We start from the raw sequence: 13646 nt of genomic DNA on the forward strand, positions 1-13646 counted from the left end.
GCTCGGGGCGTGACCGTCGATCGTGAGCGCGTCTCGGCCCTGGTGCGCGAGTTGCTGGTGGCGATCGGGGAGGACCCCGAGCGCCCGGGACTTCGCCTGACGCCGCAGCGCGTCGCCGATACCTTCGGGGAGTTCTTCGCAGGGATCGGCGTCGACCCGGCAGAGCCCCTCGCGCACACGATCTCTGTGTCGCGGGGACCGGCGCCCGACACCCTGCCCTCCGGCGCCGTCATGCTGCGCGACATCCGGTTCCGATCCGTGTGCGAGCACCACCTGCTGCCCTTTGCCGGGCACGCGCACATCGCCTACCTCCCCGGCGAGCAGGTCGTGGGACTCGGCGCACTCCCGCGCGTGGTCGACATCCTCGCCGCCCGCCCGCAGGTGCAGGAGCGCCTGGGTGAGCAGGTGGCCGATACCATCGCCGGCGCGATCGACGCCCGCGGCGTGCTCGTCGTCCTCGACGCGACCCACCAGTGCGTCACGATGCGCGGCGGACGCCAGCCCGACGCCTCCACGGTGACGGTGGCCGCCCGCGGCGAGATGGCCGAGCCCGCCGCGCGCGCAGAGGTCATGGCTCTGCTGGCGGGGAGCGGGCGGTGACCCTCGTGATGGGCATCGTCAACGTGACTCCCGATTCGTTCAGCGACGGCGGCCGGTACGCCCGGGCGGATGCCGCGATCGCCCACGGCCTGCAACTGCTCGCCGACGGTGCCGACATGCTCGACGTGGGCGGAGAATCGACGCGCCCCGGGGCCGAGCGTGTGGACCCGGCCGTCGAGCGCGACCGGGTGCTTCCGGTCGTCTCCGCGCTCGCCGACGCAGGCGCCGTGGTCAGCATCGACACCATGAACGCCGAGACGGCCGCCGCCGCCGTGGCCGCCGGCGCCCGCATCGTCAACGACGTGTCGGGCGGGCTCGCCGACGACGGCATGTTCGCCGCCGTCGCCGGCACCCAGGCAGAACTGGCGATCGGCCACTGGCGGGGTCACTCGACCGACATGTACGCCCGCGCCGACTACGCCGACGTCACCGGCGAGGTCCTCGCCGAGCTGGCTGCGCGGGTGGATGCCGCAGAGAGCGCCGGCATCCCGCGCGAGCGGCTCATCGTCGACCCCGGCATCGGCTTCGGCAAGCGCGGCGACCAGAACTGGATGCTGCTGTCGCACCTGCCGCAGGTGGTGGGGCTCGGCGTGCGCGTGCTGGTGGGAACCAGCCGCAAGCGCTTCCTCGCCGAAGCCCTCGCGCCCGGCGCGGAGGCGGACGGCGTCGACGAGCGCCGCCGGGATCTCGCCACCGCCGTCACGAGCGCGCTGGCATCGGCCGACGGCGCGTGGGCCGTGCGGGTGCACGACGTGACCGCGACCCGCGACGCGCTGGCCGTGGCCCGCGCCTGGAGAGAGGGAGCAGCACCGTGAGCGACCTGGATGAGATCGCTGTCACCGGCATCCGTGCCTTCGGGCGACACGGGGTGTACCCCGACGAGCGCCGTGACGGCCAGGAGTTCGTCGCCGACGTGGTGCTGTCGCTCGACACCCGGGGCGCGGCCGCCACGGACGACGTCGCCGACACCGTGCACTACGGCGAACTGGCCGAGGAGGTCGCGGCGATCCTCGCCGGTGAACCCGTCGACCTGCTCGAGACCCTCGCCGCCCGCATAGCCGATGCCGTGCTCGCCCGCCGGCCGGTGCAGCAGGTGCGCGTGACGGTGCACAAGCCCGCCGCCCCGATCGCGGTGGCCTTCAGCGACGTGAGCGTCACGATCACCCGAGGGCGGATGCCATGAGCCGTCGGCTTGCGCAGGGTTTCAGCTCCACCCACGAGAGCGCGGATGCGGCTCCCGTGCGCGCCGTCGTCGCGCTGGGGGCGAACCTCGGGGACCGTGAGACGACGCTGACCGAGGCGCTGCGGAGCCTGGCGCGGCTGCCGCTGACGACCGACGTCGTCGCCGCCTCGCCGATCGAGACGGTCGCCCTCACACCCGAGGGCCCCGACCCTGACGCGCCCGCCTACCTCAACTCGGTGGCTCTGCTGCACACCCGGCTGGCGCCCAGCGTGCTGCTGGGATACCTCCACGCCATCGAAGCGGCCCACGGCCGTGAGGAGCGCGAGCCCGGAGCCGCCCGCTGGCAGGACCGCACCCTCGACCTCGACCTCATCGCCTACGGGGACGTGCAGAGCGACGACCCCGCGTTGCAGCTCCCGCACCCGCGGGCCGCCGAGCGCGACTTCGTGCTGCGGCCCTGGCTGACGGTCGATCCCGACGCAGAGCTCCCCGGGCACGGCCGTGTCGCCGACCTGCTGCGCCGCCTCGGCGAGAGGGGGGATGCCTCGTGAAGCGCACCGGGCCCGCCCCGCTCATCGTCGCCGCCGTGCTGGGCCTCGGCACCGGATACATCGTCGACCAGACGCTCACCGCCACCGGGCGGCCCACCTTCACCCCCTCCCTCATGCTGCCGGTGCTGCTGGTCGCGCTCGGCGCGGTCCTCGTCGCGCTGGCCGTGCCGATCTCGCGGGCGACACGCGGCGGGGCGCGGCATACGGCGCGCCCCGTGAACCCCTTCCAGGCCGTGCGCGTCGCCATGCTCGCGAAGTCAGCGAGCATCACGGGTGCCGCCGTCGCCGGGTTCGCCGGCGGTCTCGGAGCCTTCGTGGCCACGCGGCCCGCCGACCCCTCGCTAGGCTCGGTGGCGACGATCCTCGCGGCCGCGGTCGGCGGTGCGATCCTGGTGGCGACCGCCCTCGTCGCCGAGCAGCTGTGCACCATCCGGAAGGACGACGATGACGAACCCCCCGCCCCCGGGCCCGACAGCACTGCCACCCACCACTGACGCCGCAACCGTGGACCCGACCGGTGAGGCCGCGACCGACTCGGCCCTCGACGCCGGGACGTACGACCGCCTCATCGAGCCACGCGGTGAGGGGCGTCTGGCGCTCGAGCACGGCACGTGGCACCAGATCTCCCGCAAGTACCTGCGTGTGCAGCTCGCCATCTACGGCATCTTCCTGCTCGTCGTCGTGGTCGCCGTCCTCGTGCTGACGCTGCTGCTCGACCAGATGTGGGCACTCATCCCCGGTGGCATCCTCGGCGTGATCCTGCTGTGGACGATCGTGATCCTGCCCCGCCAGGTGCGGGCGATCGGCTACCAGCTGCGCGACGACGACCTGGTGTTCCGTCGCGGCATCCTCTGGCAGCGCATCGTGGCCGTCCCGTATGGACGGATGCAGCTCGTCGACATCACCCACGGACCGCTGGACCGAGGGGTCGGCATCGCCCAGCTGAAGCTCGTCACCGCTGCGGCCACCACGGGCGTGACGATCCCCGGGCTGTCGCAGCAGGCCGCCGAGGCGCTGCGCGATCACCTGATCGCGGTCGCCGAGAGCCGTCGGACGGGGCTGTGACCGATCCCGTCGGCATGACCGAGCCGCGCGCCGGCATGACCGAGCAGCGCGCCGGCGCGCCGACGCCCCCGCCGGCGCTCGTGCGCTCGCCGCTCAGCGACGGCGAATGGCACCACCTGCACCCGCTGACGCCGCTGCTGCGCGGCGGACTGGCGCTCATCGTGATCGTGGGCGTGGTCGTCGCGAACCTGCGCGACCGCCTCATCGCCATCTTCGTCCCGGGTCTTTCCGGCGGCCAGATCGACGCCGAGGAGTGGGAGGAGATCGAAGGCGGCGGCGACCCCATCGACTGGGTGCTCGCCAACAACCTCGTCGTCGTGGCGCTGCTGGTCGTGCTCGGCCTCGTCCTGCTGCTGATCGCCGGGTTCTACCTGTCGTGGCGCTTCCACACCTTGCGCATCACCGGCGACGACGTCGAGGTGCGCACCGGCATCCTGTTCCGCACCCAGCGCCGCGCCCCCCTCGACCGCGTGCAGGGCGTGAACCTGACGCGGCCGATGATCGCCCGGCTGCTGGGCATGGCCAAGCTCGAGGTCGTGGGCGCGGGCACCGACTCCAACGTGAAGCTCGAGTACCTCTCCACAGCGAACGCCGAAGCCGTGCGTGCCGACATCCTGCGTCTCGCCTCAGGCCGCAGACTGGGGACCTCGGCCGCGGCCGCAGCCGGCGCAGGGTCGCTCGCGCAGACGGTGAACCGGGGACTGACCGGCCTCATCGAGGGTGACGACCAGGCCACCGAAGCGCCCGAGTCGGTCGTGCACATCCCGGTGGGGCGGCTGGTGGCGTCCCAGCTCATCAGCCCCGGCACGGTGATGCTGCTTCTCGGCGTCGTCGCGATCATCGTGGGCGCTGTGGTCGGCACGCCGTGGGTGCTGCTGAGCGTCGTGCCCGCGGTCATCGGTTTCGGCGCGTACTGGGTGCGCGAGATCGTGCGGTCCCTGCGCTACTCCATCGCGCCCACCCCCGACGGGGTGCGCATCACGTTCGGTCTGCTCACGACGGTCACCGAGATCGTGCCACCGGGACGCGTGCACGCCCTCGAGGTGAGCCAGTCGGTGCTGTGGCGTCGGTTCGGGTGGTGGAAGATCAAGATCAACCGGCTCACCGGACGGAGCGTCTATGACGGCTCCACAGACCAGTTCACCACCGTGCTGCCGGTCGGCACTCTCGCCGACGTCGAGCGCGTGCTGCAGCTGCTGCTGCCGGATGTCGGCGGCGACGACGTGGCCCTGCTGCTGCGGCAGGGCGTCGAGGGGCCGATCGAGGGCGATGCGTTCACTACCACGCCGCGGCGCGCGCGGATTCTCCGCCCGCTGTCGTGGAAGCGCAACGGATTCCTCGTGTCGGGCGACCAGCTGCTGCTGCGCCGGGGCGTCGTGTGGCGCAAGCTCGCGATCCTCCCGCTGGCCCGGCTGCAGAGCATCGGGCTGTACCAGGGGCCGATCGACCGCGCACTGCGGGTCGCCGCCGTGCGCGGCCACGTCGTCACCGGACCGGTGTACGCCAACGTGTCGGCCATCGACCGCGACGACGCCGTGAGCCTGCTCGAAGCGGTCGAAGCCGCCGCCGTGCGCGCGGCCGCCGCCGACCGGTCGCACCGGTGGGCCGGTGAGGCCGCGGCCGCGGCGAACGCGGACGGCGTACCCGCACTCGAGACCGAGCGTGAATCAGCGCCCGCCACGACATCCCAGCCCGCCCTCGAATGGACCGCGGCGGGTGCGCCCGAGGCGGCACCCGAACCCGCGCCCGCGCCGGCGCCCGAATCCGCCGTCGGTGAGCCGGCCCCCGAGCCGCCGGCGCCGCTGCATCCGGCTGCGTTTGTGGAGCCCGAGCACCCAGTGGCCGTGCCGCCGCCCGCCGAGCGGCGGGACTCGCGCCCGCCCGACGCCCACAAGCCCGAGGACCCGCGGTGAACCGCAGCGCGCGCCTCGGAGTCGGCGTGATCGGTGCGGGACGCGTGGGTCCCGTGCTGGCCGCGGCGCTCGCCGGCGCCGGACACGCGCTCGTCGGGATCACATCGGGGTCCGATCCCGACCGCGTCGAGGCGATCCTGCCGGGCGTCCCCACGCTCGACGCCGTCGAGGTCGCGCGCCGCAGTGAGCTGGTGATCATCGCCGTCCCGTCCGGCGAACTGCCGGGTCTCGTCAGCGGTCTCGCGGACGTCGGGGCGTGGCAGCCGGGCCAGCTCGTGCTGCACACCGATCCCGCTCACGGATACGACGTGCTCGCGCCGGCGATGCTCCAAGGCGCGATTCCCCTCGCCCTGCATCCCGCCATCACCTTCACCGGCACGACCACCGACGTCCGCCAGCTGATCGGCTCCCACGCGGCGGTGTCGGCCCCGGCGCCCGTGCTGCCGATCGCGCAGGCCCTGGCCGTCGAACTCGGCTGCGAACCGGTCGTCGTGGGCGAGGCCGACCGCGCCGCCTATGCCGAGGCCATCGCGACGGCGACGGACTTCTCGCGGTCGATCGTCGCGCAGGCCGCGGCGCTGCTGGCGCAGGCGGGGGTGCCCGAACCGGGTTCGTATCTCGCCACGCTCGTGCATTCGACCATCGACCAGGCGCTCACCGCCGCCGGAACGGCTGCCGACGATGAGGCGGTTCCGCCGCTGGAGTGAGGCCCGGTCTCCGTCCGAGGCATCCGCGCCCGTCATGGGCGAGGCCGTCCAGGCGCGGCTGGCGGCTCACTGACGGTGCCGTCGCAGCCCGGCAGGTCCACGTGGGCCCGCCGGTAGACTGTAAGGCGACTTTCCAAGGAGCCCCCTGTGACTGAACAGCCGTCGTCGACGCCCCCCGAAAACGCCCTCGAAGAGGACGTGTTCGAGCAGAAGGCCGTGCGGCTTGCCAAGCGCGAGCGGCTGATCGCCGAGCGAGCGGATGCCGCCGGCGGCGCCTACCCGGTGTCGGTGCCGGTCACCGACACGATCCCGGCGCTGCGCGAGCGGTTCGCCGACCTCGCCCCCGGTGACGAGACGGGTGTCGTGGCGGGAGTCGCGGGCCGTGTGGTCTTCAGCCGCAACACCGGCAAGCTGTGTTTCGCCTCGCTGCAGGCCGGCGACGGCAGCCGCATCCAGGCGATGGTGTCGCTCGCCGAGGTGGGCGAGGAGTCGCTGCAGGCGTGGAAGGACCTCGTCGACTTGGGTGACCACGTCTTCGTCAGCGGTCAGGTCATCTCCAGCCGCCGCGGCGAGCTGTCGATCATGGTGCGCGAGTGGGCGATCGCCGCCAAGGCGCTGCTGCCGCTGCCCAACCTCTACACCGAGCTGAGCGAAGAGAGTCGGGTGCGCTCGCGCTACCTCGACCTCATCACGCGCCAGCAGGCCCGCGACACGGTGCTGGCGCGCGCCAAGGTGAACGCCAGCCTGCGGGACACGTTCGGCCGCCACGGGTTCGTCGAGGTGGAGACGCCGATGCTGCAGGTGCAGCACGGCGGCGCCGCCGCGCGCCCGTTCGTGACGCACTCCAACGCGTTCGACACCGAGCTGTACCTGCGCATCGCGCCGGAGCTGTTCCTCAAGCGCGCCGTCGTCGGCGGCATCGACCGCGTCTTCGAGATCAACCGCAACTTCCGCAACGAAGGCGCGGACTCCACGCACAGCCCCGAGTTCGCCATGCTCGAGGCGTACCAGGCCTACAGCGACTACAACGGCATCGCCGACCTCACCCAGGAGCTCGTGCAGAACGCAGCGATCGCGGTCGCCGGCTCCACCACGGTCACCTGGGCTGACGGCACCGAGTACGACCTGGGCGGCCAGTGGGACCGCATCTCGATGTACGAGTCGCTGTCGGCGGCATCCGGACGCACGATCACGCCGCAGACGTCCGTGGAGGAGCTCAGCGCGTTCGCGGCGGAGGTCGGCGTCGAGGTGCCGCCGAAGATCGCCACGCACGGCAAGTTCGTAGAAGAGCTGTGGGAGCACTTCGTCAAGGGAGACCTGACCCGCCCCACCTTCGTCATGGACTTCCCCGTCGACACCAGCCCTCTCGTACGCGAGCACCGGTCGATCCCCGGTGTCGTGGAGAAGTGGGACCTGTACATCCGAGGCTTCGAGCTGGCCACGGGATACTCCGAGCTCGTCGACCCCGTCATCCAGCGCGAGCGCTTCGTCGAGCAGGCCAAACTCGCCGCACAGGGCGACGACGAGGCCATGCGGGTCGACGAGGAGTTCCTCCGCGCCCTCGAGCACGCCATGCCTCCCACGGGCGGCATGGGCATGGGCATCGACCGGCTCATGATGGCGATCACGGGTCTGGGCATCCGCGAGACCATCCTCTTCCCGCTGGTCAAGTAGCCGCAGCGGAGCATCGCGCGGGCGGGCCACACCCGGTCACCCCGCGCGGAACGCCCAGTCGGGCAGATGCCCGGCGGCCACGAACGCGAGCACGATCTGCGTCAGACCATGGTCGGGATCGAGCTCGGCGGCCATGCGCGCATACAGATCGGCGTGTGTCGAGCGGCCGAGGGCCCACGACAGCCACGCGCAGGTGGCGAGCGTGCCCGGGCGCGCGGCGGGCGGTGCGAGGGCAGCCAGACGGCGGGTGAGCTCGAGCGCCCGGGTGAGCCGGGCGGGGTCGGGTTGGGGGCCGTCGCCCCACATGGTCATCGCGAGGTCGGACGGGTAGTCCGCGCCCTCTTCCCACCGCCGCTGCGCGTCCAGCGCCCGGATGCCGCGGCGCGCGTCGGCCGCCCACTGCACGATCGCCACGTCCCGCAGCGCCGGGCGGGACAGGCACCACACCAGAAGCGCCGCCTCGAACGGTGCCAGCGCCGCGGGGTCGGTGTCGAGGGACTGCTCGAAGCACGCCACCACGTCGTCGAGCCGGCCCACCGCCGCCAGCGCCTCGGGGTGGATTCGGGGACGTCCGCGCCGAGGCGGACCTTCGCCCTCGGCCCCACCCAGGTCCCGGGCCGCGGTCCGCACCGCACGCAATGCCGACGCGACCGCTTCTGCCTGCTTCTGATGCACGGGCGGCAGGACGGCACCGGTCGTCTGGTCACCTGGAGCGGTCGTGACCGGTACCGGCAGCGCCAGCGCCTCGAGCGGTCGCCCTCCGCGAGGACAGTCGGCGTCGAGGGTGGAGCCCCAGCCGTCACTGCCGATGCTCAGGGCATCGGTGATGCGCAACCCGCAGGCGTCGGCGGCGCGACCGATGCTCGCCAGCAGCGCCGAACCCGGCAACCCGGACATGCACGACTCATCGGAGAACACCGCCGCGGCCAGCGCGTCCGCCCGCGGCACGCGGCACACCATGCCGAGGCACGTGGCCGCGAAGGCGTCGAGATCGGTTCCGTCGCGCGGCAGGTCGAGCCGCAGCGCCCCGATGCTGCGCGAGCCCCGGAACGGGACGAGCACGAGGCTGTGCACCGGAGTGAACCCGAGCATCGCCGGAAGCAGGGAGAGGAAGTGCGCGGCATCCGCCGCCTTCACGATCGTGGTCATGCCGCCAGCGTGGCCGCCGTCGCACCGGGACGTAGCCCCGAAACCGGGGCTCGGGGGAGAGCCGGACGGATTCCGCGCCTGTTACGTCGTCGGCGGGGCCGGCGCCCAGGGCGGGCCACGTACGATGGAGGCATGGACACTGTGTGGACCGCCGTCGTGTGGGCATTGCTTCCCACCCTCGTGGTCTCGGGCCTCTTCTGGTTCGTGCTGCGCGGCATCCTGCGCATGGACCGCACCGAGCGCCGGGTCTACGCCCGCATCGAGGCCGAGGAGCGCGCCAAGCGCGGCCTGCCCCCGGTCGGCGGCGACGCCGGAGCCGTCCGCAACGCCGGATGACCGCCGCCCCCGATACGCTGACCGAGTGAGCAGCGAGGGGGGAAAGTGATCAGCATCACTTTCGACTGGACCTGGTGGGTCATCCTCGTCTTCTTCGTGGACCTCATCGTGCGCATCACGGCGATCATCGTCATCCCCCGCAACCGCCGTCCCACCGCGGCGATGGCATGGCTGCTGGCCATCTACTTCATGCCCTTCGTGGGCGTCTTCCTGTTCCTGTTGATCGGCAATCCGCGGCTGCCCCGCAAGCGCCGCCTCAAGCAGGACCAGATCAACGAGTACATCCACGAGACGAGTGAGCACCTCGACTTCGGCACGCTGCGTCCGCACGCTCCCGAGTGGTTCAACGCGACGGTCACGCTCAACCGCACTTTGGGTGCCCTCCCCCTCGCCGGCGACAACGCCGCGCACCTCATCGCCGATTACGACACGTCGCTGCGGGAACAGGCCAAGGCGATCCGCACGGCGAAGCGCTACGTGCATGTCGAGTTCTACATCCTCCAGAGCGACCCCACGACCGACGACTTCTTCCGGGCCCTCGAAGAGGCCTGCGCGCGCGGTGTCGTGGTGCGGGTGCTCATGGACCACTGGGCCAACCGCGGAAAGCCCTTCTACAAGCAGACGCTGCGCCGGCTCGACGCCATGGGTGCGCAGTGGCACCTGATGCTGCCGGTGCAGCCGTTCAAGGGCAAGTACCAGCGCCCCGACCTGCGCAACCACCGCAAGCTGCTCGTGATCGACGGGGTGATGGCGTTCATCGGGTCCCAGAACATCACCGATTCCACCTACAACCTGCGCCGCAACATCCGCCGCGGGCTGCACTGGGTCGACCTCATGGTGCGTGTGGAAGGGCCGGTCGTGGCATCCGTCAACGCCGTGTTCCTCTCGGATTGGTACAGCGAGACGGACGAGACGCTCACCGAGGAGATCGACCTGTTCGAAGTCACGACCGGGCCAGGGGACCTGGACTGCCAGATCGTGCCGTCGGGGCCGGGGTTCGAGTTCCAGAACAACCTCAAGCTGTTCCTGAGTCTGATGTACGCCGCACAGCGCAAGCTCATCATCGTCAGCCCGTACTTCGTGCCGGATGAGTCGATGCTGCTGGCGATCTCGACCGCGTGCCAGCGCGGCGTCGACGTGCAGATGTTCGTTTCGGAGGAGGGCGATCAGGCGATCGTCTATCACGCCCAGCGCAGCTACTACGAGGCGCTGCTGCGCGCAGGCGTGCGCATCTGGATGTACCGCAAGCCCTACATCCTGCACTCGAAGTCGATGACCGTCGACGACGAGGTCGCCGTGATCGGCTCGAGCAACATGGACATGCGCTCGTTCGGTCTGAACCTCGAGGTGTCGATGCTGGTGCGAGGGGAGGAGTTCGTCACCGAGATGCGCGACGTCGAGCAGATGTACCGCGGGCTGAGCCGGGAGCTGACCCTGGAGGAGTGGGAGCAGCAGCCGTTGCGCTCGACCGTGCTCGACAATCTGGCGAGGCTCACCTCCGCACTGCAGTGAGTGTTACCGGGCTGTGACCGCACTCGTCGTCAGCGCTCAGACAGACACGCCAGGATGGATGCCATGACCACCCGATTCGTCTCCGCTGTCGCAGGGGGCGGCCTCGCCCTGCTGCTGATGGCATCGCTCAGCGCCTGTGCCACTGACTCGTCCGACCCGACGCCTCCGGCAAGCGGGGGCACGGGTGGCGCGACGGAGGTCGAAGTGGATGCCGCGTGGCTCGACGGCGGCCGCATGGTGGGCCTCGTGACCCAAGGGTCATCCTCGTGCGTGCCGATCGCCGACGGTGCCACCCTGTCGGCCGACGGGGTGCTCGAGGTCACGCTCGTGGAACCGGCATCCGAGGTCTGCACCGCCGACATGGCGCCGCGGGTGACGGTCGTCTCGCTCCCCGCCGGCATCGATCCCTCGCAGGATCTGCAGATCGAGGTCGCCGGCGACGGCTACCGCGGCGAGACCGACCTCGACGGCGTCGCGGGACTGCCCGCCCCGTCGGGTGAGACGGACTACGCCCCGAGTGCCGGGTGGGTGGACGACGGGGTGTTCGCGATCGTCACGTGGGGCTCCTCGTCGTGCCCGCCGACCGTCCAGGACATCGAGGTGACGGCATCCGACGCCGTCACGGTCACCTTCGCCGAGCCCGAGCCCGACCGCATGTGCACGATGGACATCGCACCGCGCGCGGTGCTCGCGTACCCCGAGGGTGACCTCGACGCCGATGCGCCCGTCACGCTGACACTGACCGGCGGCGGGCCGGAGTTCGCGATGCCGGTCACGACGACGATCCTCGGCTGACCCCCGGCGCGCCGCACGCGGCGCTGCTCGAGTGTCGCGAATGGCGGGTGGCGGAGGGCTCCGACCGTGCGGAAGCGCCACCGGAGCGGCGCGTGTCGCTCCGCTGCGAGCACGCGGGGCTCCTGCACAGGGTGCCGATGGCGAGGATCCATCCCCAGGAGGTGTTCCGGGGCTGCGGTGGCAGCCCACGGATGCCAGGTTGTCGCCATGCTTCGTCACCCGCTCCCCGAGTTCTCGACGCCGGCGTTCACCACGGCGGATGCCGCAGCGGCCGGCGTGGCACGCTCGAGGCTCCGCGCGGCAGATCTCGAGCACCCGTTCCACGGCGTGCACGTCGTCCGTGATGGCCGGCCACCGGTGCGGCGACCCGAGGACGGGATCGTCGCTCGCGCCCGCATCGCGGACCTTCGGCTCAGTGACGGGGCCTTCTTCTCGCACCTGACGGCCGCCGTCCTGTGGGGCGTGCCACTTCCTGCCGGCATCCTCCTCGCGCAGGACGAACTCGACGTCGGAGTGCTGCATCCCACGCGTCCACCGCGGGCGCGCGGGCTGCGCGGTCATCGCGTGCAGCCCGAACACGTACGACTGACCGTGCACCCGGAGCACCGGCTCCCGGTGCCGACCCCCGCCAGCACCTGGGCGATGCTCGGCGGCGTGCTCCGGCATCCCTACGATCTCGTGGCGGTCGCGGACGCCCTTGTGAGCGACCGTCGGCACGACGCCGCGGGCCCCCTCGCCACCCGCGCGCAGCTCGAGGCCGCCGTCTTCACGAAGCGGCGTGTCGGTGTGCGCGCGTTGCGTGAAGCGCTGGTGCGGGTGCGACCGTGCGTGGCGTCGCGCACAGAGACCTGGACGCGGCTGGTGATCGTGGATGCCGGATTGCCGGAGCCGCTCATCAACCACACCGTGGTCGACGGTGGCGGCCGGTTCATCGCGTGCGTGGATCTTGCCTACCCGCAGTGGAAGGTCGCGGTCGAATACGAGGGCGCGCACCATCTCTTCGACGCGACGCAGTGGGCGAATGACATCCGCCGATACGAGCTGCTCGCGGCCGAGGGGTGGCGGGTGATCCGCGTCACGAGTGAGGACCTGTTCCGGTATTCCGAGCGTCTGGTGCTCCGTGTGCGTCGCGCGATTCGTGCCGCGGCCTGAGCCGTCGCCCGCGCTGCTCCGGTGTCGCACATGGCGGGTGCTCCGCGCCGCGACTGTGCGGACGGGACACTCGAGCAGCCCAGCCGCCCGTCAGCGGGGCTCGGAGCGCACCAGCAGGTCCCCGACCTCGCAGTCCAGCGCCCGGCACACGGCCGACAGCGTCGAGTACCGGATCGCCCGCGCGCGGTCGTTCTTCAGTACCGACAGGTTCACCACCGACACCCCCACCAGCTCCGACAGTCGCGCCAGGGTCATGCCCCGCTCGGCGAGCAGCTCGTCCAGACGGCAGTGGATGCCGGTGGGGCCGTCCTCCTCCGCGGGGCTCATACGAGGCCCTCGGTCTCGCGCTGCAGGCGGTCGCCGACGGTGAACACGGTCGAGGCCAGCGCCGCGACGAACCCGAGCATCAGCAGCGACGCGATGTCGACCGACATGAGCACGTTGTTGAAGGTGCCGTCCGAGAGAGCGGCGAACGCCCCGTTGGCGGCCATGTTGCCGAAGAACGGGTAGGCCGCAGCGCCCAGGATCGCGGTGAGGCCGGCGGTGGTCACCAGGCGTGTGTTCGTGCGGCTGAACACCCGGTCGCGCAGCACGCTGCGCGACAGCAGCAGCAGGCAGACCACGACGATGAGGACCGCCGCCACCATCAGCACCTGCTGGATCACGATCGACCACAGCGACGCCACGGGCAGGTCCGAGACCGTGAGCACGGCCGTGTCGAGCTCGACGGCCGCATCGGCGCCGTCCACGCCGATGGGGGCGAGGGCGGGGGTGTCGACGAACTCCGCGAGCACCTGCACGCTCTCGGCCGTCAGCACGTCCACGATGCGGGCCACCGCAGCGACGACGGTTCCGACCGTGAGGGCCGCTCCCGCGATCATCATGAACATCAATCCGAACCGGTCACCGGTCGACAGGGCGCGCCCCGTGGTCGTCGCGTGCGACATGATTTCCTCCATAACGAGTATCGTTAATATCGATCATCGTTACAGTATCGATTCTCGATATG

At 71.4% G+C, this 13646-nt stretch carries 16 protein-coding genes; 13 read left to right on the plus strand and 3 right to left on the minus strand.

Annotated elements, in window-relative coordinates:
* The first annotated feature begins 9 nt into the window (after positions 1–9).
* The 9 genes from folE (at position 10) to lysS (ending at position 7693) form a co-directional block, all read left to right on the plus strand.
* Entirely contained in the window at positions 10–600 is a 591-nt protein-coding gene (folE, locus tag QNO21_RS00880; protein WP_257514743.1) for a GTP cyclohydrolase I, read from the plus strand.
* Complete coding sequence (gene folP, locus QNO21_RS00885; protein ID WP_257519825.1) at positions 597–1415, plus strand: dihydropteroate synthase; 819 nt, start codon at positions 597–599, stop codon at positions 1413–1415. Before folE ends, folP begins: the two co-directional genes overlap by 4 nt.
* Complete coding sequence (gene folB / locus QNO21_RS00890) at positions 1412–1783, plus strand: dihydroneopterin aldolase (protein WP_257514745.1); 372 nt, start codon at positions 1412–1414, stop codon at positions 1781–1783. The genes folP and folB overlap by 4 nt, the downstream gene beginning before the upstream one ends.
* Complete coding sequence (gene folK, locus QNO21_RS00895) at positions 1780–2334, plus strand: 2-amino-4-hydroxy-6-hydroxymethyldihydropteridine diphosphokinase (RefSeq protein ID WP_257519826.1); 555 nt, start codon at positions 1780–1782, stop codon at positions 2332–2334. The genes folB and folK overlap by 4 nt, the downstream gene beginning before the upstream one ends.
* The gene (locus QNO21_RS00900; protein WP_257519827.1) at positions 2331–2828 is read left to right on the plus strand and encodes a DUF3180 domain-containing protein; all 498 of its coding nucleotides are present in this window, start codon (positions 2331–2333) and stop codon (positions 2826–2828) included. The genes folK and QNO21_RS00900 overlap by 4 nt, the downstream gene beginning before the upstream one ends.
* Entirely contained in the window at positions 2779–3399 is a 621-nt protein-coding gene (locus QNO21_RS00905; RefSeq protein WP_306813641.1) for a PH domain-containing protein, read from the plus strand. The genes QNO21_RS00900 and QNO21_RS00905 overlap by 50 nt, the downstream gene beginning before the upstream one ends.
* Complete coding sequence (locus tag QNO21_RS00910) at positions 3396–5312, plus strand: PH domain-containing protein (RefSeq protein ID WP_257519828.1); 1917 nt, start codon at positions 3396–3398, stop codon at positions 5310–5312. Before QNO21_RS00905 ends, QNO21_RS00910 begins: the two co-directional genes overlap by 4 nt.
* Positions 5309–6019, plus strand: coding sequence for a DUF2520 domain-containing protein (locus tag QNO21_RS00915; protein WP_257519829.1), 711 nt, complete (start codon positions 5309–5311; stop codon positions 6017–6019). Before QNO21_RS00910 ends, QNO21_RS00915 begins: the two co-directional genes overlap by 4 nt.
* A gap of 147 nt (positions 6020–6166) precedes the next feature.
* Complete coding sequence (gene lysS, locus QNO21_RS00920; RefSeq protein WP_257514750.1) at positions 6167–7693, plus strand: lysine--tRNA ligase; 1527 nt, start codon at positions 6167–6169, stop codon at positions 7691–7693.
* Positions 7694–7729: 36 nt separating this feature from the next.
* On the opposite strand, the gene QNO21_RS00925 is transcribed toward lysS, so the two are convergent.
* Entirely contained in the window at positions 7730–8842 is a 1113-nt protein-coding gene (locus QNO21_RS00925; RefSeq protein ID WP_257519830.1) for a DUF4192 family protein, read from the minus strand.
* 132 nt (positions 8843–8974) lie between these two features.
* Here QNO21_RS00925 and QNO21_RS00930 point away from each other — a divergent pair, with 132 nt between their 5' ends.
* From QNO21_RS00930 to QNO21_RS00945, 4 genes are all read left to right on the plus strand, one after another.
* Positions 8975–9178 (plus strand): hypothetical protein, encoded by a 204-nt coding sequence (locus QNO21_RS00930; RefSeq protein WP_257514752.1) that lies wholly within the window; start codon positions 8975–8977, stop codon positions 9176–9178.
* A gap of 45 nt (positions 9179–9223) precedes the next feature.
* Positions 9224–10690: a cardiolipin synthase gene (gene cls, locus QNO21_RS00935; RefSeq protein ID WP_257519831.1), complete on the plus strand. Its 1467-nt coding sequence runs from the start codon at positions 9224–9226 to the stop codon at positions 10688–10690.
* Between the two features lie 63 nt (positions 10691–10753).
* Complete coding sequence (locus QNO21_RS00940; protein ID WP_257519832.1) at positions 10754–11485, plus strand: hypothetical protein; 732 nt, start codon at positions 10754–10756, stop codon at positions 11483–11485.
* A gap of 207 nt (positions 11486–11692) precedes the next feature.
* Complete coding sequence (locus QNO21_RS00945; RefSeq protein ID WP_257519833.1) at positions 11693–12637, plus strand: endonuclease domain-containing protein; 945 nt, start codon at positions 11693–11695, stop codon at positions 12635–12637.
* Positions 12638–12727: 90 nt separating this feature from the next.
* Here QNO21_RS00945 and QNO21_RS00950 read toward each other — a convergent pair whose 3' ends face one another.
* Positions 12728–12964 (minus strand): helix-turn-helix domain-containing protein, encoded by a 237-nt coding sequence (locus QNO21_RS00950; protein WP_257514756.1) that lies wholly within the window; start codon positions 12962–12964, stop codon positions 12728–12730.
* Complete coding sequence (locus tag QNO21_RS00955) at positions 12961–13584, minus strand: DUF2975 domain-containing protein (RefSeq protein WP_257519834.1); 624 nt, start codon at positions 13582–13584, stop codon at positions 12961–12963. The genes QNO21_RS00950 and QNO21_RS00955 overlap by 4 nt, the downstream gene beginning before the upstream one ends.
* Positions 13585–13646 lie beyond the last annotated feature (62 nt).

This window comes from Microbacterium sp. zg-Y818, assembly GCF_030246905.1.
Classification (GTDB): Bacteria; Actinomycetota; Actinomycetes; order Actinomycetales; family Microbacteriaceae; genus Microbacterium.

Bases quoted from the DNA above. Each gene is read 5' to 3' on its own strand.
- folK (WP_257519826.1), top strand. From the start codon at position 1,780: ATGAGCCGTCGGCTTGCGCAGGGTTTCAGCTCCACCCACGAGAGCGCG.
- QNO21_RS00905 (WP_306813641.1), top strand. From the start codon at position 2,779: ATGACGAACCCCCCGCCCCCGGGCCCGACAGCACTGCCACCCACCACT.
- QNO21_RS00925 (WP_257519830.1), bottom strand. From the start codon at position 8,842: ATGACCACGATCGTGAAGGCGGCGGATGCCGCGCACTTCCTCTCCCTG.
- QNO21_RS00930 (WP_257514752.1), top strand. From the start codon at position 8,975: ATGGACACTGTGTGGACCGCCGTCGTGTGGGCATTGCTTCCCACCCTC.
- QNO21_RS00940 (WP_257519832.1), top strand. From the start codon at position 10,754: ATGACCACCCGATTCGTCTCCGCTGTCGCAGGGGGCGGCCTCGCCCTG.
- QNO21_RS00945 (WP_257519833.1), top strand. From the start codon at position 11,693: ATGCTTCGTCACCCGCTCCCCGAGTTCTCGACGCCGGCGTTCACCACG.
- QNO21_RS00950 (WP_257514756.1), bottom strand. From the start codon at position 12,964: ATGAGCCCCGCGGAGGAGGACGGCCCCACCGGCATCCACTGCCGTCTG.
- QNO21_RS00955 (WP_257519834.1), bottom strand. From the start codon at position 13,584: ATGTCGCACGCGACGACCACGGGGCGCGCCCTGTCGACCGGTGACCGG.